Consider the following 22,116-nt stretch of genomic DNA (forward strand, 5'->3'; position numbering starts at 1 on the left):
GAGGAGAAGGATGCTTAAAAGTTCAAAAAAACTTATTTTTTCTTTAACTGCTTTTGTAATGTTCTTTAGTGTTATTGGAACATCAGTAGCAGAAGCAATTCAGAGTACACCAGAAAAAGAAATAACTCAACCAGAAAATCAGACAAACCTATCTAACAAAGAGTTGCTGGATCTTGACATTGATGACTTAATTAAAGATAAAAAGTTAGTGTCTTACATTGAAGATGAAAACCCTAGTCCAACTACAACAGAAGTAAATAAAGCTGAAAAGAAAATAGAAGAAAATTTAACTGAATCAGATATTCTGATTGATGATGAAACTTTAGCCTACATAGACACTATTAATCCAGATATAGACCTAGATAGTCTTGATCAAATGGATAAAGATATAGATGAAGAACAATTTACAGAGGTTAAGGGGCAATTTGCAGGATTAGCAGTAAGGCTTTTGCTTGCTCAAACTAAATCTTTATTAAAAAAGTTTGGATTTAAAGCCGTTAAAGTTTCATTTCATTTGGTAGTACGTATGGTTCAACGAAATATATCTCCAGGTGATGTACTTGACGCTCTTAGAAAAGGAAAAAAATACTATGATCCAAAGTATAAATCAACAGTTTATTATTATAAAGGTGTTGCAGTGGCAAAAAAAGGTGGTACTTTAACGACTACTTACCGTTCAAAAACACCGAAAAAACGATGGAAATAAGAAGGAGGTTCTAAATGAGATCACTAATAACATTTGACATGGAAGCCGAGTTAGGATATATATATGTTTTACCCCCTTCCAGGAAATCTAAAATTGAATCTACAGATGAATTAGAAGTCAATGAGGATATCATGCTTGATATTGACAGTGAGGATAGAATTGTCGGGATGGAGTTATTTGGAGATACAGCACATGCTTTAGCCAATTTTGCAGGTGCTAAAAAAATATATTCCAAATCTTTAAATAAAGATAACAATAGTCTAATTTATAGTTTTAGACTATCTGATAAAGAAATAAATAAAACTTATAACGCTTTTGGGATTTCCTTTTGTTTTAATGATGATAAATTTCAAGAATTTGTTGGCTTTGATATTATTGATATATCAAAATACGATGAAAAATTATTAGACAAAATGACAAAAAAATAACGAGTTTTTATAGAGGGACTGATACAGAAGCCATATTTATGAATCAGTCCCTTAACTTTAATTCACCTCCTGGGTACAAACATTTTTCATCCTCCCCCTTCCCCAATAAAAAAACACATAAATCCTTTGTCGTTGTAGTCTTTTCATCTATTCTCTCTCCTCATTACGATAGCATCATAATTCATTACAAATAATTCAACGATAATCAACCAAGTTCACTATCCAATCCTTGGATAAAAAGTTACAATACCCTTATTAGTTACTAAATGAAAATAAGGAGGTTGTTGTATGGAAGGTAAGGTTCTAACCAAAAAAGAATTAGAGAATACAGAAAAAAGGGTTATTGTAGCTCTCCCCCATCACTTCCATATGCTATAAGATTAATGTCTGTCCTAAATTGTGAGCTATCCGATTTATTTGAAATTATTGAGCTGGATGAATAATTCAGCTCAATAATTATAGACATAAGCAAATTAAAAGTATATAATGTATATAGAAAGGTAAGCAGGGAGTGATTTGATATATAATTGGGATCAGTTGATTAGTGTTAAACGCCCTAAAGAATATTCAATAGGAGTGTGATTCAGTGAAAAATAAATCGAAAATTTTGGAGGAGAAGCATGTTACTACATAATACAGAAGGATATACATTAACAAAAGACATTCAAATCAAAGAAAACGGTCATACATACATTAAACGAGAAGTATTAAACCGTGCTCTCAACATAGGTGAAGCAGCCTTTGTTGGTAATAGCAGGAACAAGATTAAGAGATTAAGTGAAAAAGAATATATGTTTATTAGAAAAGAACCTGTTACCAGTGAAAACACTGTTGTTTCAAAAAGGTTATTAAACAAATTAAAAGGATTGATCGAAGATGAATTTGGAGATGATATTTGTCTTTCTTCAGAAGAGAAAGTGAAACACGTTAAATTGATCATCAAGAGGAATCCTTGGATTGAAGATATGTCATTTATTTCTTGTCCATCCGATATGAGTAATGAAGATCTTCACTATTTGCTTGATCAGATTGCATCATACATAACTGAAATTGAATTATTTAAAACAAATTAAAAATACATAGTGTAAAAGGAGGGGTGCCTATTGGACAATCAACAATTTTATACATATAAATTTAATTCTTCGCGCCTAAAAGAATTTGGATACAACATTACTCTTTCTTTTCAAGAAGCACAGGAATACAACGAGGTAATTGCCTTATTTGATAATCAAATTTTAAGATCAATAAGAGACATTAAGAACGAAATCATCGATTATGCTTACCTTGAGACTCTTAACAAAGAGAAAGAGCATTTACAAAAACAAAAGCATTCTCAAGAAATCTCTAAAAGATTAAAAGAAATTCAATCAGAAATCAATGAGATGCTTTTCGTACCAGAATACATAACGATCAAAATGGATCACAACAGCCATTATAGAGACTTACATAAAAATGGATTGATCTTAAATAACAAACGGTTTGTCCGCTTCTCTTCTTCTGCAGGTCAAGCAAGAGTGTCCACTGTCGTATTTATCGAAGAAGAGACCTCCAAAAGACTTAATGAAATCCTGGATAACGGAAGAGATTTAAATAAAGCTCTAGTCCCTTCTAAGTTTAATGCTTATAAGGGATTGGCTGGCAGCGCCACTCAAGTAGTTAGCGCTCCCCGGTTTTGTTTAGTCCCTGATTATTATAGCGACACTAAAGTAAAAGTAAACTTTGTGACAGAAACAGATTATGAAGATGATGACATTATCGAAGTTAAAGATATTGTTGAATCATTTAACCGTTTTGATGGCCAAGGCTTGATTAGCTATGAGATGGCGAAAAAATGGGCAGATGAATTAGGCTTAGATTATGTACCTGCACAATGGTGTATCAGACAGAACTTCATCAAAGGAATGCTTAACACCTTCCCCATTCATGAGTTTTGTGAAAAAGTCAATAACGGCAATTACAGAATAAGAACTTCATATAAGGACGGGAATGGGAAACCAAAAATTGTTGACTTAAGAGACATCGATGTAATCCTTACCGAAAGCCAATTTAAACTTTGGGACAGCTTCCCTTCTATTGAAGTTTACGAACATAATTGCGAAAAGAACAATTTGAAATGGGGAGTATCACTGCATAGTCCTAAAAAAGATAAAGACATTTTGAAAATGAACTATCAATTTTTGCAGACACTGAACCTTAACAACGAGGACATTGAAATGATATGTGAGAAGTTTGTAAATTGGATTACTGGTGTTAATTCAGGGAACATATATTACACCATTCTGTTCTTGCTTGGAACTGACGTTACAGACGAAAAAATCATGAATTACTTAGAGAAATCTGAAAATCATTGGGTTAAGTCCTTAATCGTGAACCCCAATTTAATCAATGACAAATACATAAAAAAGAAAATATATGACCTTATGAAAAAGAAAATCCAACGTGGCTGCTTAGGGGATATTATCTTAGACGGGAACTTTCAAACACTTGTCAGCGACCCCTATGCAATGATGCAGCACGTTTGTGGCTTAGAGGTAACAGGGCTTTTAGGTAAGCGTGAATACTACTCAAATTATTGGAATCAAAAAGGGGTCAAATATGTTGACAGTATGCGCGCTCCCCTCACCTATCGCAGCGAACATTTGATTTTGAATCTTAAGCGAAATGAGGATTTGGATTATTGGTACAGATACAATTACACAGGCATCATTGTGAATGTGCATGGATCTGAAACAATGAATTGGGCTGGTAGTGATTTTGACTATGACATTATTGCAACCACGTCCAATGAAACAGTATTAAGAGGGGTTTATAAAGATGAGCTGCCAGTTGCATACACCCCTCCCACTTCGACTAAAAAGGTTTTAACAGAGGAAGATTTGTTTAATGCAGACCTGTTTTCGTTTGGGTCAATCATTGGCTCGATAACAAATAAAAGCACGAGTGGATATGCCCTTCTTTCGCAATTAGACGTTGATTCTGATGAATATTTGACTACATTGAACCGTGTAAAGATGTGTACGAAATTGCAAAGTGCTCAAATTGACAAAGCAAAAATTGGGAGAGAAGTTAAAGGGATTCCTTCCCGTTGGATCAATTATCAAAAGATCAAAAAAGATGATCCGGAGAAAATAAAACTGGAAAAGGAATTTCACAATAAAATCTTATTGGATAAGCATCCCTACTTCTTTATTTATTTGTATAAAGGCACAAAGAATAAGTATAAAAAACATGTCAAAACCTACGATATCACTTGCAAGCAGAAGTTTGGAATTAGCCTTGAGGAGCTAAGGAAAGTAAAACGAAAGACAAAGGAGCAACATGAATTCCTTAAGCTATTTGAAAGGTTTAACCCTGTGATTGAGAGCGACTGTGTAATGAATAGGCTATGTAAATACATTGAATCTGTTGATTTCGGTATAAGAAGCATTGTAAACAAGGATGTTGACTATGAGATTTACAAGCTTTACATGGACGACACTATTGATTTTGATGAATCGCGTTACAAAAAAATAATGAAAGCATACCAAAAACATAAGAAGAGCATTAATCAATCCTTTTCATTTGGAACAAGTAATGAATCTGATAAGAATCTCTATGATGCTGAGCTCTGTAACAATTTCTCAAACTCCCTAGAATTATTCAAGCAAAAAATCAATGATATCTGCTCCAATGTTTATGAAGCAGTTAATTACCTTATTCGCTTATTCTATGTTGATGAGAAGAGCTCCAATAAAGAGATTCTATGGCATTTATACGGCCAATACATATTTGAAAACGTAAAAAGAAAGCAAGACAGTTTCCACATCCCTGTTTTGGATCAAGACGGAGATATTAATTACCTTAATAAACACTATTCATTAAGAAAGGTGTGTCTATGATAGACAAATTTAAGTTTAAAGAGAAAGAATATGCAGAAGCAATTATTGAAAATGGATTTATTTCAAAAAACCTGAATTATGAATTGAAGCTATTGGCCAAGTATTATAAAGAATTAGGATATAAACCTAAAAAACGAGAAGAACTCCTTTATGATTTCTGTGAAAAAAACATAGAGAATTTTAGCCGGGTGCTATATTACAAAAAAATTAATACAGTACTCAATCATGCAAGAAAAAAAGAAAATATTTTAATCAATATAGATGAAATTGATATAACCGAGAATGAACTTCGATTTATTGATTCTTTAGATATCAACCATCAACAAAAAAAGCTCTGCTTTACCCTTCTCGTCTTAGCAAAATTATATTCGACAGTTCATCACATCAAATACGGGGAGCATACAACAGAACACTATTTTGGCGGAAACAACAAAAGATACAAAGAACTTATAGATGCTTCTCATACTTCGCTAACTGCCAACAAGCTGCATCAAAACATTGGAGAGTTGGCCACGAAAGACATTGTTGAGATTCGAAATAAAGGATTCATTAAATTAAGTTTTATCTATGGTATTGAACCTGGCGGAGAAACGGCTATCAAAATAAGATCGTTTGACAGTATCGGCCTTTATTATGATCTGCACACTGATCAAAAGAAAGTTAAACCATGTGTCAATTGTCAAACCCCATTTAGATTTAAAAGTAACAAATCTAAATACTGCCCTTTTTGTGCATCCGTTATAGCAAAAGAAAAAACAAGGGCAAGAGTAAGAAAATATCGAAATGTAACGCTTTAGAAAAACGCTAAAACCCTTGATATATAAGCGTTTTTGAACCATACATAAATTTTTATTATATGGAAGGATACATAAAATTAAACTTACATTTAGGAGGAAATAAGAATGAATAAAAAAGAACTAATTGGTGCAGTTGCAGAGGCTACAGGACTAACAAAGAAAGATGTGGAATTGGTTGTTGACTCAACATTTGATGTAATCACATCTGCTCTAAAAGATGGTGAAAAAGTTAAAGTGCACGGTTTTGGCAGTTTCGAAGTGCGAGAGCGTGCTGCACGCAAGGGGCGTAACCCTCAATCAGGGGAAGAAATTGAAATCCCAGCAACAAAAGCACCAGCATTTAAAGCTGCTAAAGCTCTTAAAGATGCTATCAAACAATAATTAAAAGGAGTTTGTTCATTTGCGATTTAGTTATGATGAATTGGAAAAGGTGATATGGAAAATTGCACAGAAGCGCAACATCGCGATCACCAAGGAACAAATTGAACTTTTCTTCGATTCCGAGGAAGAGTATATGAGGAGTATTGGGTTAATCCTTTCAGAATAATTACTCCTCTTTCCTCCACTTCAATTTGAAGTGGGTCGGATAATAGTCATTTGCGAGGGATCGAGGTTAGCTTGGTCGCCTGTATCTCTAGGAGACAGGCAAGTGGCTATTATCGGACGAAAACTGTCAATAAGACCTTTGCTACTAACTACTTTGTAGGGTGAACCCATCACAGTCTTATTATGGGCGACAGTTTTGTCTATAAATTAATTGCGGTGTACAGCTTCGGCTTACACTTTAGGTGAGGCGGATGCGTCTTCCTCCCCTAAAATACTGCCCTTCGACCATTCGAATGAGGCCACAAAATTTTTCCGGGTTAGCGATTTTTCTATAATCGTAAAATAAGTGAATAGGCTTGAGCGATTGATCACCGCTCCCATTTCACAGAAAAGGATTATTTTCGGTCTTGCCTTTTCAATACATATGCGGTGGCGGAATAAGGTAGACGCTAGGTGCAAATGAATCTCTTTGAGGAAAAGCCATCCATAACACGCTAAGTGAATCCATGGAGCATAAAGGGATGGCAGTATCCATGGACACATGCAAGGTGCAAATCCTTGCCCGCATACACAAAACCACGCTGCCCAGCCTTGAGGCGGCGGGTGTTAATATCCGATAGCGACGTCGGGTTCATTAATCATTGTCGCATGGCAGCCGCAGAGGCTATACCGCATGGGACGGGACGAGATGAATATCCCAACGCAATCAGAACGAGGCTGCTGAGAGTTGTCGGCAGTCTTTTTGTTTTTGCGTTAAATACGGTAAAAGGAGATGCTGCATGAAAAAAAGTTTAACATATGAGGAAGTTCGCGACTGGGTTATGTCCAATCCTTTTGGCGATCGAACGATGTCCCCTATCGCAATTAAGTATCGATATATGATTTCGTATATGGACGCTGCAAAATTCCTAGAACGACTTGAACAAGATGGCATTGTTAGTCAATGGGATGAAGTCGTGGGAAGTCCACGTACCATTTTAAAAACAAGTCAATCCAGCGGTAATGTGTAATAGTTGGCAATTTATCAAAATTATATTAAGATCAGTCTATAAACCCATAAAGGAGTCGATAGTAAATGACGAAAATCGCACTATTCGAGGCTCTTCCTTTAAGGAATACTATTTCTAAACGTATTCAGGAACTCTTGCAAGAACGTGACAGTGTTGCATATGTTGAGTATGATAAAGGTGAAGAATACATCAAACCTACAAAAAGTGTAGATCAAATCACATCTGAGCTGGAAGAGGCTAGAAAAGATTATCGAGATCTGGTAGTATTAATGTCCGAAGCCAACCTTAATGCTAAAGTTGTATGGGATGAAAAAGAATTGTCTATTACTGAAGCTCTTGAGTTAGCTCAGCAACTTAGAGGTGAAGCTAATAGACTTAAAAGCTACGGCCGTTCTAAAGAAACTGAACGATTATCATCTTACTCTGATGTTATTAGCTATCGTAAAGCAATGTTTGATCCTGAAAAAATGCAATCTAAAGGATTAAAACTTGAAAGAATGGCGAATCGCTTATCAAATGCAATTGAAAAAGCAAATCATAACTATGAAATTGAGTTTGAGGCTGCTGATAAGTATCTATAAATGCTGGGGTTTTACCTTAGCTATGAGGGTGAAACTGATTTTCACCTTGATAGCTGATGTAAAATCATCAGCACGGAGCATCAGAGAAGTAGAGAGCCGCCTTGGTTTGGAGCGTATCCGAACTGTAAGATAAAATTACAACATTTATTTGTAGGGTGGAAAACGGATAACGTTTAACAGCTTACGGTTCACGTGCTTTACGATTAAACGGACGTTAGATATTTAGTGTGGTCATATTTTGATGAAAAACTTTAACTCTGTTCTCTGTTGCTTCATTATTTAGCTCATCTACCATGCGTAGAAGGAGTTTCTGAAGGCGCTGCTAAAGCGTCTTTTGCTATTTCGGCTTACTTAAATTTTGCCGACTATAAAGGTTTTTGGCTAACCCGTAAGCAGCCATATTCCCTGTCGATCCGAAGGCTTGCGTTCCTCACGTGAGCTACTTACGTAGGTGAGATGGGGTTTTTATTTTTTGTAAATTCCTTCGGGTGTTTTCCCTCAACACCTATCCGATTTATTCATTTCTTATTATTCCCCTTCATCCCCTCTTTTCGGATTGGCCGATGTTATCGGATCATCGGACTTCCGAAGGAATTTATTTCAGTTATATATCAATTAAAAGGATAATAAGGAGGAAATTTTATATGGCAAGCAAAAAAGTTCATCAAGTTAATTTGAAAGGTTTTTTTGATATGGATGTAATGGAAATTACCGAACAAACCAAAGAAGCTGAGTATACTTACGATTTTAAAGAAATTCTTTCTGAGTTTAGTGGGAAAAACGTGTCAATCACAATTAAGGAAGAAAATGAACTTCCTGTTAAAGAAGATGAGTAGGATGGTGATTGAATGACAGCAGTTTTGAATCCCGCTCTTCAACGTGATAAAGATGAATCGTTTACTGATTACCACATTAGATTATTTAAAAATAAAGATACATACAATATTGATACAAAAACTATTGCAGAGCTGCTTAATAAGGAACATGGCTCTCATTATGATGAGAGTAAGTGGCGTAAAGATTATAAGCAATACGAGCGCTGGTATACTTATATAATGTCTAAAAACATTGACAAAGAAATTCAAGATAAATACGAAGAACTCTATATTGAATCTGAAAAAGCGAAAGTCAGGAAACGTGATCAAAATAGAGAATTTGCTAAAAAAATTCGTAACCAGGCTCGTTTTGAAAAGATTAAAGATGATGTAGTTGAAGCTATTTTAAACTTAGAATCAAAGCGACCACTCAATTTCACTTCCCCATCGCCTGTCGCAACTGAAAAGCATGGACTTGCTCTTTTTAGTGACTGGCATTTTGGAATGGAGATTGATAACCGAATTAACAAATTTAACAAAGAAATTTTCAATGAACGAGTGGAGCATTTAACAAGTAAAGTTATTGAATATGGAAGGTTGAATCACATTTCTACGCTGCATGTTGCAAACCTCGGTGATTTAATCAGTGGGCTCATTCATGTTTCAACGAGAGTGCAAGCAAATGAAGATGCTGTTGAACAAATTAAATATGTGTCAGAAACTCTTTCTGAAGTCTTGGCTAAACTTGCTTCTGAATTTCAAAACATTAAATTTTATAACGTTGCAGGAAATCATGGCCGCCTCTCCCCTTCTAAAAATGATGTTGGAATCAAGGAGAATTTTGAATACCTTATCAATTGGTATTTAGAAGCCAGATTAAGAGACATTGACAACATCTTTATTGAACCTGAGCAAGATGGTTTTATTCCAGCAAAAATCAATAATAGTGAAGTCGTTTTTGTTCACGGACACTATGATCGAGTTGATCAGTGTGTTACGCGCTTACCTCAATTATTAGGTTATATTCCTTCATACATATTCGGTGGGCATATTCACCACAATTATGAAAAAGAATACGGCAGCACGACCGTCGTAGTAAATGGCGCTTTAGTTGGTGCTGACGATTACGCAATGCAAGGTCGTTTTGGTACAAAGCCTTCTCAGAAATTCATGGTTTTTGATGATGAAGGCATTGAAGCTACATACATAATTCGTTTTACATGAGAAAAACTTTAGGAGGAATTCAAATGAAACTAAGAAGGTTTTTAATTGAAAAGTTGGCTGGAAATCGACCCGTAGCCCTAAATTTAAAAGTAAATGGAAAATTGGAGGTAGATAAAACAAAAGACGGTTTGTTTAAAAACATTCATTGTATCTGAATAAATCTTTAATTTTATTTAAAAACACCTTTTTAGAACGCCCAGTGTGATTGAGGTTTCTCCCATCCTCCCTATTGCTGGGCGTTTTATAAAACGTGTTTAACTTAAGTATTGGAGGTGAATTAATGGCTACACAAAAAATTATGTGCTCTTGTTGTGGGAAAGTTCAAGCACCCACTCAGTTTTACAAATCTGAATCATTATTTAATGCTGCCACTGGGAAGCTCACAGTTTGCAAAACATGTCTTCAAACTGAATACAAAAAAGATCCTGAAAACTTAAAACATGTACAAAGTATTTTACGCATGATTGATCGTCCTTTTATTTATGATATTTGGACAGCTTCAATTGACGAAGCAAAAACAAAATCTAAAAATGGCGATGCCAATGTTTTTGGTGTTTACATGAAAAACATTGGGATGAAAGATTTCATCGCTAAAAACTGGTCAGACAGTGAATATGATTTTGAAGATGATCAAGAACATACTACAAAAATGCTGCTCGCTAAAAGTAATGAAGATGTAACTCCAGAAGATATTGAGGAGTTTATTCAATTTTGGGGACGCGGTTTATCGGTTGAGGACTATTTGTGGCTTCAAAATGAGTACATTGATTTTACAAATCGGTATGAGTGCGATTCTAAAGGAATGGAACTGCTTATAAATCAAATCTGTCTTACAATGTTGGATATTCGTAAGCGCCGTGAAAATGGAGAGAAAGTCGATCAGCAACAAAAAACACTCCAAGACTTATTGGGTTCAAGTAATTTGAAGCCGGTTCAAGAATCAGGGGCTAGTGGCGTTGAGCAAGAGACCTTCGGAACATTGATAAAGAAATATGAAAACGAAAGGCCAATTCCAGAACCTGAGCCTCGCTGGAAAGATCCTGATAAGATCGGTAAGTACATAAAAGTATTTTTCTTAGGTCACTTATCAAGGATGCTTGGTATCAAGAATGAGTATTCAGATGAATATTGGAGCGAAATGCAAAAGCACACTGTTGAAGAGCCTGTAGATGATGAAGAAGACGAGGTAACAGAAAATGGCCTCATACAGTAACTTCACAACAGACCGTAAAAAACATAGTAAAGGTATTAACCTCTTCAATAAAGGCAGGAACTTCAACAAGAAATCTAAATCAGAAAGACTAATGGATGGTATTGGTGCTTGGGCTTCTTTTTATCGAGCAAATCCCCATCGTTTTGTAAAAGAATACTTAGGGATAACCCTTAAACTATTTCAATGTATTTTGATTTACATGATGGTACATAACCATTATTTTATGTATTTAGCTAGTCGTGGACAGGGTAAAACTTGGTTAACGTCGGTGTACTGCTGTGTTCAAGCCATACTATTTCCTGGCACAAAGATAGTCATTGCTTCAGGAACTAAAGGACAAGCAAGAGAAGTTATTGAAAAGATTGATGATTTGCGAAAAGAGTCTCCGAATTTAAGACGAGAAATTGAGGACTTAAAAACTTCAACTAATGACGCAAGGGTTGAATTTCATAATGGTAGTTGGATTAAAATTGTTGCATCAAACGACGGAGCTCGCTCAAAACGTGCAAACCTTTTGATTGTGGACGAGTTCAGAATGGTCGATATCGAGATCATCAGTAAAGTATTAAGAAAGTTCCTTACCGCTCCAAGATCTCCAAAATATCTTGAAAAAGAAGAATATGCTCATCTAAAAGAACGAAACAAAGAAATTTACTTATCATCCTGCTGGTATAAGGTTCACTGGTCATATAATAGATTTGTCACCTATTTTAATGCAATGATGAAAGGATCAAAATATTTTGTATGTGGCCTTCCTTATCAAATTGCCATTAAAGAAGGATTGCTTGATAAGGATCAAGTAAAAGACGAAATGTCAGAAGAAGACTTTGACCCAATTGGCTGGTCAATGGAAATGGAAGCATTGTGGTTTGGAGAATCAGAAAAGGCTTATTTTAAATTTGAAGATCTCGAAAAAAATCGAAAACTCGCCTCTCCCCTTTTCCCACCTGATTATTATGACATCATTAAAGATTCAAATTTTAAATTTGAAAATAAAAAACCTGGTGAACTAAGGCTAATTAGCAACGACATTGCTGGCATGGCAGGTAAAGATAATGACGCCAGTGTTTATACTATTTTCAGATTAATTCCAAATTCAAATGGTTATGATAGACACATTGTTTATATGGAGAGCATAGTTGGTGGACACACAGGTTCACAAGCAACAAGGATAAGACAATTATTTGAAGATTATTCATGTGACTATATTGTGCTAGATACTCAAAGCATTGGTCTAGGTGTATATGATGCTCTTTGTCAGCCTCTATATGATAAAGAAAGAGCTAAAGAATATGAACCACTCTCTTGTATCAATGACGAAAAAATGACTGAACGTTGCACGTATCAAAATGCCGAAAAACTCATTTACAGCATTAAAGGTAACGCTCAGTTAAATAGTGAGATTGCAGTTCTTCTTAAAGACGGATTTAAACGAGGAAAAATTAAAATCCCTATAAATGAAAATGAAGGTCGAGAGTATTTGAAGCGACTCAAGGGATACGAAGCCTTACCAGAAGAAACCAAGGCCAAATTTGTTTCATCTTATGTTCAAATCACCTTGTTGATCAATGAAATGATAAACCTTGAAGCTGAATACAGCGATAACGGACAAATCAAGCTAAAAGAACCTAAGAGTAAACGAAAAGACAGATATAGTTCCGTGGCGTATGGGAATTATGTTGCTACCCTTTTAGAACGAAAACTCAACAAACAAACAGAATATGACATTGATGATGATCTTGTCTACTTTTAAAAGAAATGAGGTGAATTATGGCTGGTATTAATAAAATCGATATTGAATCAGAGGAGTACCAAAAGCTGCTAAACGATTACAGTACCTATGTGTCTACTTTTGCATCTGGCTTCGTTTCTAACCTATTTTCTCAAGGTATTATAAGTGAAGTAGATGCTAAGCAGTTAAAAGAATACTTTTCTAACCCTGATAAGTTTCAGGAAGAGATAGAAAATCTTGCTCAATATTTCTATATTTCAACCGCTGAGATCCACCAACTTTTTGAGTTAATCGAAGCTCTCCCAACTTTGAATTATAAAATTGATTCCTTTGTGAAAAGCAAGTCCTCTGATAAGCACATCTCCCTTTTAAATAAATCCCTCCATAGAGTAAAACATAAAAGATTAACACGCGACTTGCTAAAACAAACTGCAGCAGCAGGAACACTCGTTGGAATTTGGCTAGGAGATGAAAAATCCCCCTACCCTTTTGTGTTCGACAGCGTTAAATATGTTTTTCCAGCTTTCAGAAGAAATGGTGATTGGGTTTGTTTAATCAATATGGAGTATTTCAGCAACTTCAAAGAGGACTATAGAAAAGAGTTGCTAAACAGCTTTTCCCCTTTCATTAAGAATTCAGATTATGAAAACTTCCTAAAAGATCGTGAGAAATACAGATATAAGGAACTCCCACAAGAACGGACATTCCCGCTTCGAACCGGAACTTTAAAAAGGAATCAAGGGTTAGGTACATCTTGGGTAACACCAGGTTTATATGATGTTCTACATAAGAAGAAACTTAAAGACGTTGAAAGAGCTATCGCCAATAAAATCATTAATGCAGTTGCTGTTTTAACCATCGGGACTGATAAAGTTAAAGGCGAGTACACAAATCTTAAGCTTCCAAGACCAGTAAAGCAAAAAATTCATTCTGGAGTGAAGGCTGCTTTAGAAAAAAACAATAGAGATGGAGTTACAGTCGTTTCCATCCCCGACTTTGCAAATTTGGAGTTCCCGGATGTAAAAGCCGATGGATTAGACGGAACAAAATTTGATCACATCAACAGTGACATACAATCTGCTTATGGTTTATCAGGATCTTTGCTAAATGGTGATGGCGGCAACTATGCAACTTCCTCATTAAACTTAGATACCTTTTACAAAAGAATTGGCGTCTTAATGGAGGAAGTTGAACAGGAAGTATATCAAAAACTCTTTAACCTTATCCTTCCTGCAGGTCAAAAAGATAATTATTACATGAACTATGACAAAGATAAGCCTTTAACTCTTAAAGAAAAGATGGACATTCTCATTAAGCTTAATGATAAAGGTTGGTCAATTAAACATGTAATCGACAATATTGCAGGCGTGTCATGGGAAAGTTATTTGGAACAAACTTTATATGAAACAGATGAATTGAATCTTCAAGATAAGATAAAGCCTTATCAAACATCCTATACATATACAGGCAATGAAGCTGGACACCCTGTTGTAGATGAAAGTACTAATGAAAACACTATTAAATCTGCAACATCAAATGGAAACAGCTTACCAGACTAATTTGCAATGTTTTGAAAGGAGGTGAATAAACGTTTGGCCAAAGAGCAAAAGAAAAAAGTTTTTCAATTGCAGCTAAATGAGATAAAGAAAACAGATGATCCCACAAAGCTCCCCTGCACTTTTATCATTTTTGACTTTGAGGCATCTCATAACAATACAGTCATTTCTAAGGAAGTTGCTTTGGACGCCTCCCCTACTATTATCAATAAGCCTATTGTTGCAAAATACCATGAGGTTGAAGAAAACAACACTGCTACTGATGCTCTTGGATCTCATGAAGCATATTTAGGCACTGATAAACACGGTGAACTTGAAGTAAAGACGGATACCACCCCAATCGGCGTGTTTACTTCTGAAGGATACATCATGGAGATCGATACTCCAGAAGGGAAAAAGGAAGTTTTGGCCGCCGATGCAGTTTTATGGAGTTCGCGTTTCAGCGATGCCTGTGAGCTTTTATTGGAATGGTATTCGCGGGGCATCAATATAAACACAAGCTGTGAAATTCTATACTCAAATTACTCTGTTAAAGATGGAATAGAGTACATTGAAACACCTATTTATTTAGAAGGTCATGCGATCTTGAATTCTGAGAAACGAGGAGAACACGATATCGTCCTCCCTGCTTATGATTCATCTCGTTTAGTGAGCTTTAATGAGATGGTAAAATTCGAGAAATTAATAGCGCAAGCCGCTATCCAAGAAAAACAAAAGGAAGGTGAAAAAGTGGATAAATTTAAAAAAGTCTTTGAGTTATCACATTCAGACATAAGAGCACTTATCTATAATCAGCTTGATCCAACTCTCGAATCAAATGAGGAATCATATATTGCTGATGTGTATGATTCATATTTTATTGTAAACATTTATAGTTGGTCTGAAGATAATTCTTACGACAAATATTACAAAATTAACTACACCAAAAATGGGGATACACTGACAATTGATTTGGACTCTAAAACAGAAGTCTTCTTAAAAAGAAACTGGGAAGAAGTTGTCCCTGAAGAAATTGTTAGTCAGTTAAATGAAAAAGACACAACAATTTCAGAGCTCTCTAATCAGTTTAATGAAATAAAAGAGAGTAAATCCAAGCTTGAAGAGCAGTTCAATGCGGCAAGTGAAAAGCTCGTTCAATTAAACTCTGTTGTAGAAGAGCTAAAACCTTTCAAGGAAAAACATGAAAAAGCAGAGTTCGAAAAAAGAGCTCAAGAAAAGAAAGAATTCTATAAGTCTAAATTTGAAGCTCTTAATGCTGAAGAGAAATATGAAACTGAAGAAGTTCAAAATCTTATTCTAGCATCTGCTAAAGACAACGAAGAAGCCGATAAAGCAGTTCTTCAATTGAATTCAATGTTGGTCGAACTTGTTGATCATGCAACTGATCAAGATGGAATTTTTATTAGAGAGATGTCCAGCAAACGTGAAAAATTACTAAAAGATGATGATTCGTTTGAATCGCGTTATTCATCTTAAAAAACTTAAAATGGAGGATTTATAAATGGCTACTAGACTACAAACTGCCCTCACAGAAGTAGGCACCCACACTACTGGTAACTTGAATTCATTAAAAATCAAAACTCTTGCTCACGGTGCTAAGGTGTCTGGATCAGATATCGACAACTTTATGCTTGTGGAACTCGGTTTTGATGAAGAAGGAAATCGCATTGCAAAAAAACTTTCCGACAAAAAGCACAGAGCTTATTTAATTGCAGCTCCAGAAGTTCGTTATTTGGGCGAGTCCTTGACTGATTTCTATAATGCTAAAGGTGAACATGCTCGTATCGTTATTTTGGAACCAGGATACACACGTTTTGATGTTTCTGCTTTTTCTCTGAATGAAGGCGTCAAAGAAGTTAAACGAGGACAAGTGGCGCACTTTGATATTAAAACTGAAAAATACATTTTAAGTGACCCCGCTTCACCACATGCTGACTTTGCAGACTCTTCTGCTAAATTCCTTGTTGTAAACAGCGAGGATGATCTCCAATACACAATGGGACAAAAGCTCGTACGTCTCGAAGTAATCACAGGATCAGAAACAGGATTAGTCCCAGGAACAAGTGTAGAAACTCAAACTAAAGCCGTAGACATTGGTGATTAATACATAAATTTGAACAAACACTTATTTGAAAAGGAGTACGTTATATGAAACTTGACACTGTAAAAATTAAAGGCTTATTCAGCCGTGTGGTTAACAATAAGATGGAAGCCACAGATAAATCAGACATCGAAACTTATATTAAAAAAGTATTTGGTGATGGAACTGTAACTCCTGACCCTTCCATGTTGCATCAGTTTAATACACTTGTTGTCCAACAGGCTGATGAGATCGCAAAACCGATGGTAACGAATCTTCTTTCGTTATTTGCAAATCTCGAACAAGAGAAGCCAGGGAATCTAAAACTAATCAAAATCCCTAAGAAAAACAAAGCAAAAGTGATTTGGTCTGCTAGTGGATCAGGCGTTGATCTGGTTCGAGTTGAAGGTCGGGAAAATGTACCTGCTGTTCCTCGTATACTATCTACTGGTTTTTACTATGAACCGCTTGATCTTGTAACTGATTCTGTCGAGTATTTCAACAAATTAGTTAATGACATTGCCAATGCAAAAGTTCGTTTGTATTTGGATAATATTCATCAATTAACGGCTGCTGCTATTGCTAAAGGGAAAATTCCGCCAAAAAACGTGGCTGTTGGTTCAAACCTTACATTACAAAAATATTATGAAGTTGCTTCAGTTCTTCAACGTTATGGAGGTAGGCCAGTATTTGTTGGAGACTCCCTTCTTATTGATTACTTTGCTTTCCAACAAGCTACAGATTCTACATATAAAAACCTTCTAACTGATGGCATTAAAAATGAGCTTCTAACTGCTTTAAACCCTACTACAATTGGAAGAACTACTGCAGTAAACCTCACAAACCCATTCACTGATGAAACTAACTCAAAAGTTGAGTTGCCTGTAAACAAAGGTTATATGTTTGCTGGTGGAGTGTCACAAAAACCATTCTCTATCGTTGAGTACGGTGGACTTAAACAGTTAACTGAACAGGATATTGAAGATGAAAGAATTAAAATGAAAATCACTCAATCTGCTTCTGTTAACCTTCTGTTTGGTGAAGCGATTGGAATTATCGAGGAACAAGCAGCAGTATCTATCTAAGTATTTATTTTAAAGGATAAACTAGGAGGAAATTATGTCTGATAAAGTTAAATTGGCTCGTTATAGAAACACTTCTTATTTTGTTGGGTACACTGGAGATGGTGGACTTAAACAATTCACTTGGTCAGGTAGTAAAAATGGTAAGGCTGAGATCAAAGAAGTTCCTAGAGATGTTGTTGACTGGTTAACAATGAACAGCGTCTGCTTTGATAAAGGTGAATTGGTTATTGTCGATGAAGGTGATTCGACAAGAGAAATTAAGGAGTCTATTGTTAATGCGGAAGCATATACAAACAACACTCACACAAAAGAAGAAATCACAAAAATGATCAAAACAGGTAACATTGCACAGATGAAAAGTAAACTCGAAAAGATAACAGTTGACTCGGAAAAACAGTTTGTTATTGATGTTGCCTCTGAATTTAGTGATGATATCCCTGCTGGAAAACTTAAAGCATTAGCTGAATGGATGGGTGTCGAAGATCCTTCCTTGCTTTTTGACTAGGAGGTTCCATAATGACTTCTTATGATGAAATTTGGGAGTTCTTCTTGCTAAACTGCAAAACGTCTGATATCAATTTACCCACAGACGAAACTCTAATTTATAAGTCTATAAGGAATGCAGTTCTTCGATTCAACAACAGACTTCGCGACAAAAAATTAAAGTGTAACGATGAAACCGAAACAGTAGATAGAGTAATGAACGAGGACGATTTATTGATTCTCGTTCATTATTTACGTCTAATTTTTTTAACTAATGAACAGACTTTTTTCCAGACAACATGGCAGCCATTTGCAAAAGACGTTGGCGTTACTAACTATGGTACACAAATCAATTCATTAGGAAAGTCTATCGAAGAGCAAAAAGCAGAAATTGATCGCCTCATTATGAATACAGAGGTGGACTATTTATGAGCAACAAAAGTGTTTTTCAACCCTTTAATGAAGGACAGGCACCTTTCTCATTGCAAGAACACTGCATAAGATTAAGTAAGAAAAACAACTCTGTTCTTTATAAAGTAGAGCAATATCTAAATAAGAAAATGCTTGCTGATGCAGAACTGGCTGAAATTCGGGAAATTATTTTGGACGTGAGTGCTGAAATCGTAAGATTAGGTCAATACCTATCCGGTGATTTGAATGAAAGACTTTAGGAATTATCATCAGATTGATACTAATAAAAAAATAGAACATGATGGAAAATTGATTTTTCAGGCTGGTCTAAAAGGATTTCAATCCGAGACTGTATCAATTGACGGGAAAGAATCGATACATTGTTTGATTACCTCGAAGTATTCCAATGGCGATGGAATGACTAAATACATTCTTGGACTGCCCGAAGATATCTATATTGGAGGAGTTGTTAAATGGGGTACTGAGCAATGGTTAATCAGTACATTCCCAAGCTTTAATAAAATTTATAAAAAAGCAGAAATTAGACTGTGCAACTCCTCAATAAAGATAACCACAAATGACAAATGGATTGATTCAGACAAGATAAGTGAAGTTACTGGTAAACCAATCAAAGTTAAAGTGCCTGGAGAAGTTATTGAAATACCCTGCATTTTTGAACGATCCACATCTATAAATGGGACTGACCTCGCTGTAAATCTCCCTGACGGCCAAGCGAACATCACAATTCCAAATGTAAATAACGACAAAATTAAAATTGGGCTCCTCCTCTCTTTCTTTGGTGAGGATTATCTTGTTAATGACATTGATTACTCTAAGGTTTATGGAGATCACGGCACAATAAAATTAATTGCTAAAAAGAAAGTCAGAGGTGATGGTAGTGCATGAGCAATATGGTTGAACACATGACCAAGATTTTCAGAACATTGATTAATGATTCTGAGCTCAACAGGCTTCTGTATTATAAGGACAACCCCCTCTCCCCTGACCTCCCTGATGTTCAGGACTTAGAAGGCTATGAAGTCGAAACAACTGTTGAAGAAGATGGAAAAGTCCGCATTATCCCCCCTATTTTCAAGACAATCTTCAAAAGAGCTCCCAAAACCGATGACATTACTGAATCACCAATCTGTAGAGTATGCATGTATTTGGGAAGTGGCTTATCAAAGCCCTCTAATCAAAGCTATTTGCTTATGGATCAAGACCTTCATATTGATGTCTACACTCATATTGAGACATATGAAGAAAATGAATTTAGATCTTTAAAAATTTTGGACAGGTTATCTGAGCTTCTTTTCAATAAAAATATCGCTGGCTTCGGAAAGGCTATGGCTCCTAAAAGAATGCTGATCGGAAACCCACCTGCTGGGTATTTGGGTTATAAAATGATTTTCACATTCGGAGCAATGAAATGAACGAAAATTCTCAAAAACTATTTATCTTAGGTATCCCCGTTGACACTCCTATTGGTAAGTGCCATTTCCTCAAAATGAAGGATTACAACGACTATGCGGCATACCTGAACTTAATAAAGATGAGCAAAAATGAGATTGTTTATAGATATAGCCAGCTTAATAAAAACGGTGAATTAAACGAGCTTATTGAAGAAATGAAGAAGCTACCTCTTTTTGATATCGTTAATCAATTACCAAATTTCAATGAGGCTTATTCTGAAGTGTTCCAAAAGGTCTTTCAGAATGAGGATATATTTGAATTAATTGATCGAGATAATTTCATTTCAATAAGAAAACTCATTATAGAAATGCACTGTCTCAAAGAAGAAAAGATTAGCCCAAACCCAGAAGTTCAACGAAGAATCGAGCAAAGCAAAAGATTAAAAAGACAAGAACAAGAGCTGCTTGAAGTGTATGACATGATTAGTTCAATTATGGCCTTTACAGGTGTCCCATACAAAGAAATTGCAGAGATGACAATGTATCAAATGTATATGACCTTTTATCGCATTGATAGGATCAAGGATTACGATACATCTATTTTATTTGCAACAGTATCCCCTGAAGCAGGTAAAAATATCAAACACTGGAGTGAACATGTTGACCTCTTTGAAGAAGAGAGTCATGCACTGACAGATGAACAAGTCAAAAACTTAAAAAGATTGCTTCAAGGCTGATTAATCATCAGTCTTTTTTTATTTAAATTCAAGGAGGATATTTAATGACCAAGAAAACAGTTATTCATGATACAGCAGATGTCTATTGGAAAAGAAAATCCGATGGACATGTAATTTCTGCTGCCGAAGCTCAATTGGCTTCTATTTCTCAATCAATTTCAGAAGAAGAGTTAAAAGGTGGTATTGGGAATAAAACTCTTTATCTCCTTCGTTCTGATAAGTCAATTGATGCAAAGGTTAAAAATGCATTCTTTGACATGGAATTCATGGCAATGACTCAAGGGGTTGCAATTGAAGAAAACAAATTCAATGTATTTGAACGTGAAGATGTAACAGTTGATACAGATAAGACAGTTAAACTACAGAAAACTCCTGTTGGTACGGTATCACTTAAAAATAGCAAAGGTGCAACTGTACAAGCTGAATTTAAAGATGGCGTAGTTACGGTTCCTGAAGGTTTTGCTAAAAAGGGAGATGTACTAACTGCAGTATACAAAGTTGAAGTAACTGGTGAAACAGTTGAAATCAACACGAACAAATTCTCTGAAATGTACGAGCTTGAATATCACACTATTGAGTATGATCCGGACACTGGTGTTGTTTATAGTGACCTCTATATTCAATTTGACAAAGTTGCACCATCTGGTGAATTTGAAATGTCTCTTGAAAATGGCTCTGCCTACACGCCGGAGCTTTCATTTAAGGTTCTTGCAGCAGACAGCAAAGGTAAAATTGGTAGGTTCGCACGAGTACCTCGGATTGAAACCGGCACACCTGTAACCCCCTCCCCTGCTCCAGATACAGGTTCAGATACAGAAACTCAAACTAAAGCTGTAGGTATTGGTGACTAAAATAATCAAAATTTAAAACATAAGTAAGGAGAGAATATATTGGCAAATCAATTTCTAAATGAAAGTAATGGTGTTTTTACTTCCTCAAGGGACAATGGGCAAGGTAAGCCTGTTACAGACGTTCATCTTTTAGGTATGGCTGATGGCATCCTTTCTCCACGTGTTATTCCAGAAACCTATCTTGAAAACGCAACGGTTAAAGCTGGAGAATCGGTTTATCTGAATATTGACGCCAAAGGAAACGGCCTGGGATTGGGTATTTATTTAAATCAAAAGACTAATCTTACCGTTAAGCTTACCTATATCATCCCTGGAACAAGTAACTACACAATTAAAGAGTATGAAGATGTGTTGACACTCCAAGACAATGATAGGGGTCTTAATAAAGTAGATGTTCTCTCTTCATCTCCACGAATCATGATTACAAACAGTGGAACTGCAGACGTCAGCATTAAAAGCCTGGTTATCACCCATTTTGCATAAAGCGAGACAAATGAGGGGACTTCTCCCCTCTCCTTTTTTATTTAAATAAAATACAAGTTTTATACAAATCAATGTAAGGAGGCTGTAG

25 protein-coding genes are annotated in these 22,116 nt (G+C 35.6%); all 25 read left to right on the forward strand.

Annotation, left to right across the window (positions count from 1 at the left end):
- Window positions 1-10 precede the first annotated feature (10 nt).
- Window positions 11-706 carry a DUF4258 domain-containing protein gene (locus MHB78_RS14360; protein WP_065894422.1) on the forward strand — a complete coding sequence of 232 codons (696 nt, stop codon included), beginning with the start codon at window positions 11-13 and terminating at the stop codon, window positions 704-706.
- Window positions 707-720: 14 nt separating this feature from the next.
- Complete coding sequence (locus MHB78_RS14365) at window positions 721-1,134, forward strand: DUF2283 domain-containing protein (RefSeq protein WP_046132670.1); 414 nt, start codon at window positions 721-723, stop codon at window positions 1,132-1,134.
- 620 nt (window positions 1,135-1,754) lie between these two features.
- The gene (locus tag MHB78_RS14370; protein WP_046132671.1) at window positions 1,755-2,207 is read left to right on the forward strand and encodes a hypothetical protein; all 453 of its coding nucleotides are present in this window, start codon (window positions 1,755-1,757) and stop codon (window positions 2,205-2,207) included.
- A 30-nt stretch (window positions 2,208-2,237) separates the two neighbouring features.
- Window positions 2,238-5,012, forward strand: coding sequence for a hypothetical protein (locus tag MHB78_RS14375; protein WP_046132672.1), 2,775 nt, complete (start codon window positions 2,238-2,240; stop codon window positions 5,010-5,012).
- A complete protein-coding gene (locus tag MHB78_RS14380) occupies window positions 5,009-5,809 on the forward strand; it encodes a hypothetical protein (protein ID WP_046132673.1) in 801 nt (266 codons plus the stop codon). Before MHB78_RS14375 ends, MHB78_RS14380 begins: the two co-directional genes overlap by 4 nt.
- 105 nt (window positions 5,810-5,914) lie before the next feature.
- On the forward strand, window positions 5,915-6,190 hold the full coding sequence (locus MHB78_RS14385) for an HU family DNA-binding protein (protein WP_006640182.1): 276 nt from the start codon (window positions 5,915-5,917) through the stop codon (window positions 6,188-6,190).
- A 944-nt stretch (window positions 6,191-7,134) separates the two neighbouring features.
- A complete protein-coding gene (locus MHB78_RS14390; RefSeq protein WP_046132674.1) occupies window positions 7,135-7,365 on the forward strand; it encodes a hypothetical protein in 231 nt (76 codons plus the stop codon).
- Window positions 7,366-7,430: 65 nt separating this feature from the next.
- Window positions 7,431-7,946 carry a hypothetical protein gene (locus tag MHB78_RS14395; RefSeq protein WP_046132675.1) on the forward strand — a complete coding sequence of 172 codons (516 nt, stop codon included), beginning with the start codon at window positions 7,431-7,433 and terminating at the stop codon, window positions 7,944-7,946.
- 644 nt (window positions 7,947-8,590) lie between these two features.
- Window positions 8,591-8,782 (forward strand): YonK family protein, encoded by a 192-nt coding sequence (locus MHB78_RS14400; protein ID WP_046132676.1) that lies wholly within the window; start codon window positions 8,591-8,593, stop codon window positions 8,780-8,782.
- 12 nt (window positions 8,783-8,794) lie between these two features.
- Window positions 8,795-9,985: a metallophosphoesterase family protein gene (locus MHB78_RS14405; RefSeq protein ID WP_046132677.1), complete on the forward strand. Its 1,191-nt coding sequence runs from the start codon at window positions 8,795-8,797 to the stop codon at window positions 9,983-9,985.
- 23 nt (window positions 9,986-10,008) lie between these two features.
- A complete protein-coding gene (locus tag MHB78_RS14410; RefSeq protein WP_269082062.1) occupies window positions 10,009-10,140 on the forward strand; it encodes a hypothetical protein in 132 nt (43 codons plus the stop codon).
- A gap of 125 nt (window positions 10,141-10,265) precedes the next feature.
- A complete protein-coding gene (locus MHB78_RS14415) occupies window positions 10,266-11,198 on the forward strand; it encodes a hypothetical protein (RefSeq protein ID WP_046132678.1) in 933 nt (310 codons plus the stop codon).
- Window positions 11,182-12,951: a terminase large subunit gene (locus MHB78_RS14420; RefSeq protein WP_335498445.1), complete on the forward strand. Its 1,770-nt coding sequence runs from the start codon at window positions 11,182-11,184 to the stop codon at window positions 12,949-12,951. The genes MHB78_RS14415 and MHB78_RS14420 overlap by 17 nt, the downstream gene beginning before the upstream one ends.
- Before the next feature lie 17 nt (window positions 12,952-12,968).
- The gene (locus MHB78_RS14425; protein ID WP_046132680.1) at window positions 12,969-14,489 is read left to right on the forward strand and encodes a hypothetical protein; all 1,521 of its coding nucleotides are present in this window, start codon (window positions 12,969-12,971) and stop codon (window positions 14,487-14,489) included.
- A gap of 33 nt (window positions 14,490-14,522) precedes the next feature.
- Window positions 14,523-15,962 carry a hypothetical protein gene (locus MHB78_RS14430; protein WP_046132681.1) on the forward strand — a complete coding sequence of 480 codons (1,440 nt, stop codon included), beginning with the start codon at window positions 14,523-14,525 and terminating at the stop codon, window positions 15,960-15,962.
- A 25-nt stretch (window positions 15,963-15,987) separates the two neighbouring features.
- Entirely contained in the window at window positions 15,988-16,590 is a 603-nt protein-coding gene (locus tag MHB78_RS14435) for a hypothetical protein (RefSeq protein WP_046132682.1), read from the forward strand.
- Window positions 16,591-16,634: 44 nt separating this feature from the next.
- Window positions 16,635-17,651 carry a hypothetical protein gene (locus MHB78_RS14440; protein WP_046132683.1) on the forward strand — a complete coding sequence of 339 codons (1,017 nt, stop codon included), beginning with the start codon at window positions 16,635-16,637 and terminating at the stop codon, window positions 17,649-17,651.
- 34 nt (window positions 17,652-17,685) lie between these two features.
- Entirely contained in the window at window positions 17,686-18,156 is a 471-nt protein-coding gene (locus MHB78_RS14445) for a hypothetical protein (protein WP_046132684.1), read from the forward strand.
- Window positions 18,157-18,167: 11 nt separating this feature from the next.
- Window positions 18,168-18,566: a hypothetical protein gene (locus tag MHB78_RS14450; protein ID WP_046132685.1), complete on the forward strand. Its 399-nt coding sequence runs from the start codon at window positions 18,168-18,170 to the stop codon at window positions 18,564-18,566.
- Complete coding sequence (locus tag MHB78_RS14455; protein WP_052948568.1) at window positions 18,563-18,805, forward strand: hypothetical protein; 243 nt, start codon at window positions 18,563-18,565, stop codon at window positions 18,803-18,805. Before MHB78_RS14450 ends, MHB78_RS14455 begins: the two co-directional genes overlap by 4 nt.
- Entirely contained in the window at window positions 18,792-19,451 is a 660-nt protein-coding gene (locus tag MHB78_RS14460) for a hypothetical protein (RefSeq protein WP_046132686.1), read from the forward strand. Before MHB78_RS14455 ends, MHB78_RS14460 begins: the two co-directional genes overlap by 14 nt.
- Complete coding sequence (locus MHB78_RS14465; RefSeq protein WP_046132687.1) at window positions 19,448-19,978, forward strand: hypothetical protein; 531 nt, start codon at window positions 19,448-19,450, stop codon at window positions 19,976-19,978. Before MHB78_RS14460 ends, MHB78_RS14465 begins: the two co-directional genes overlap by 4 nt.
- Window positions 19,975-20,694, forward strand: a complete 720-nt coding sequence (locus MHB78_RS14470; RefSeq protein WP_065894420.1) for a hypothetical protein — start codon at window positions 19,975-19,977, stop codon at window positions 20,692-20,694. The genes MHB78_RS14465 and MHB78_RS14470 overlap by 4 nt, the downstream gene beginning before the upstream one ends.
- Before the next feature lie 44 nt (window positions 20,695-20,738).
- Window positions 20,739-21,545, forward strand: a complete 807-nt coding sequence (locus MHB78_RS14475) for a hypothetical protein (protein ID WP_046132689.1) — start codon at window positions 20,739-20,741, stop codon at window positions 21,543-21,545.
- A gap of 39 nt (window positions 21,546-21,584) precedes the next feature.
- Entirely contained in the window at window positions 21,585-22,028 is a 444-nt protein-coding gene (locus MHB78_RS14480; RefSeq protein WP_052948569.1) for a hypothetical protein, read from the forward strand.
- Window positions 22,029-22,116: the final 88 nt, after the last annotated feature.

Source organism: Bacillus sp. FSL K6-0138 (genome assembly GCF_037982765.1).
GTDB lineage: Bacteria > Bacillota > Bacilli > Bacillales > Bacillaceae > Bacillus > Bacillus glycinifermentans.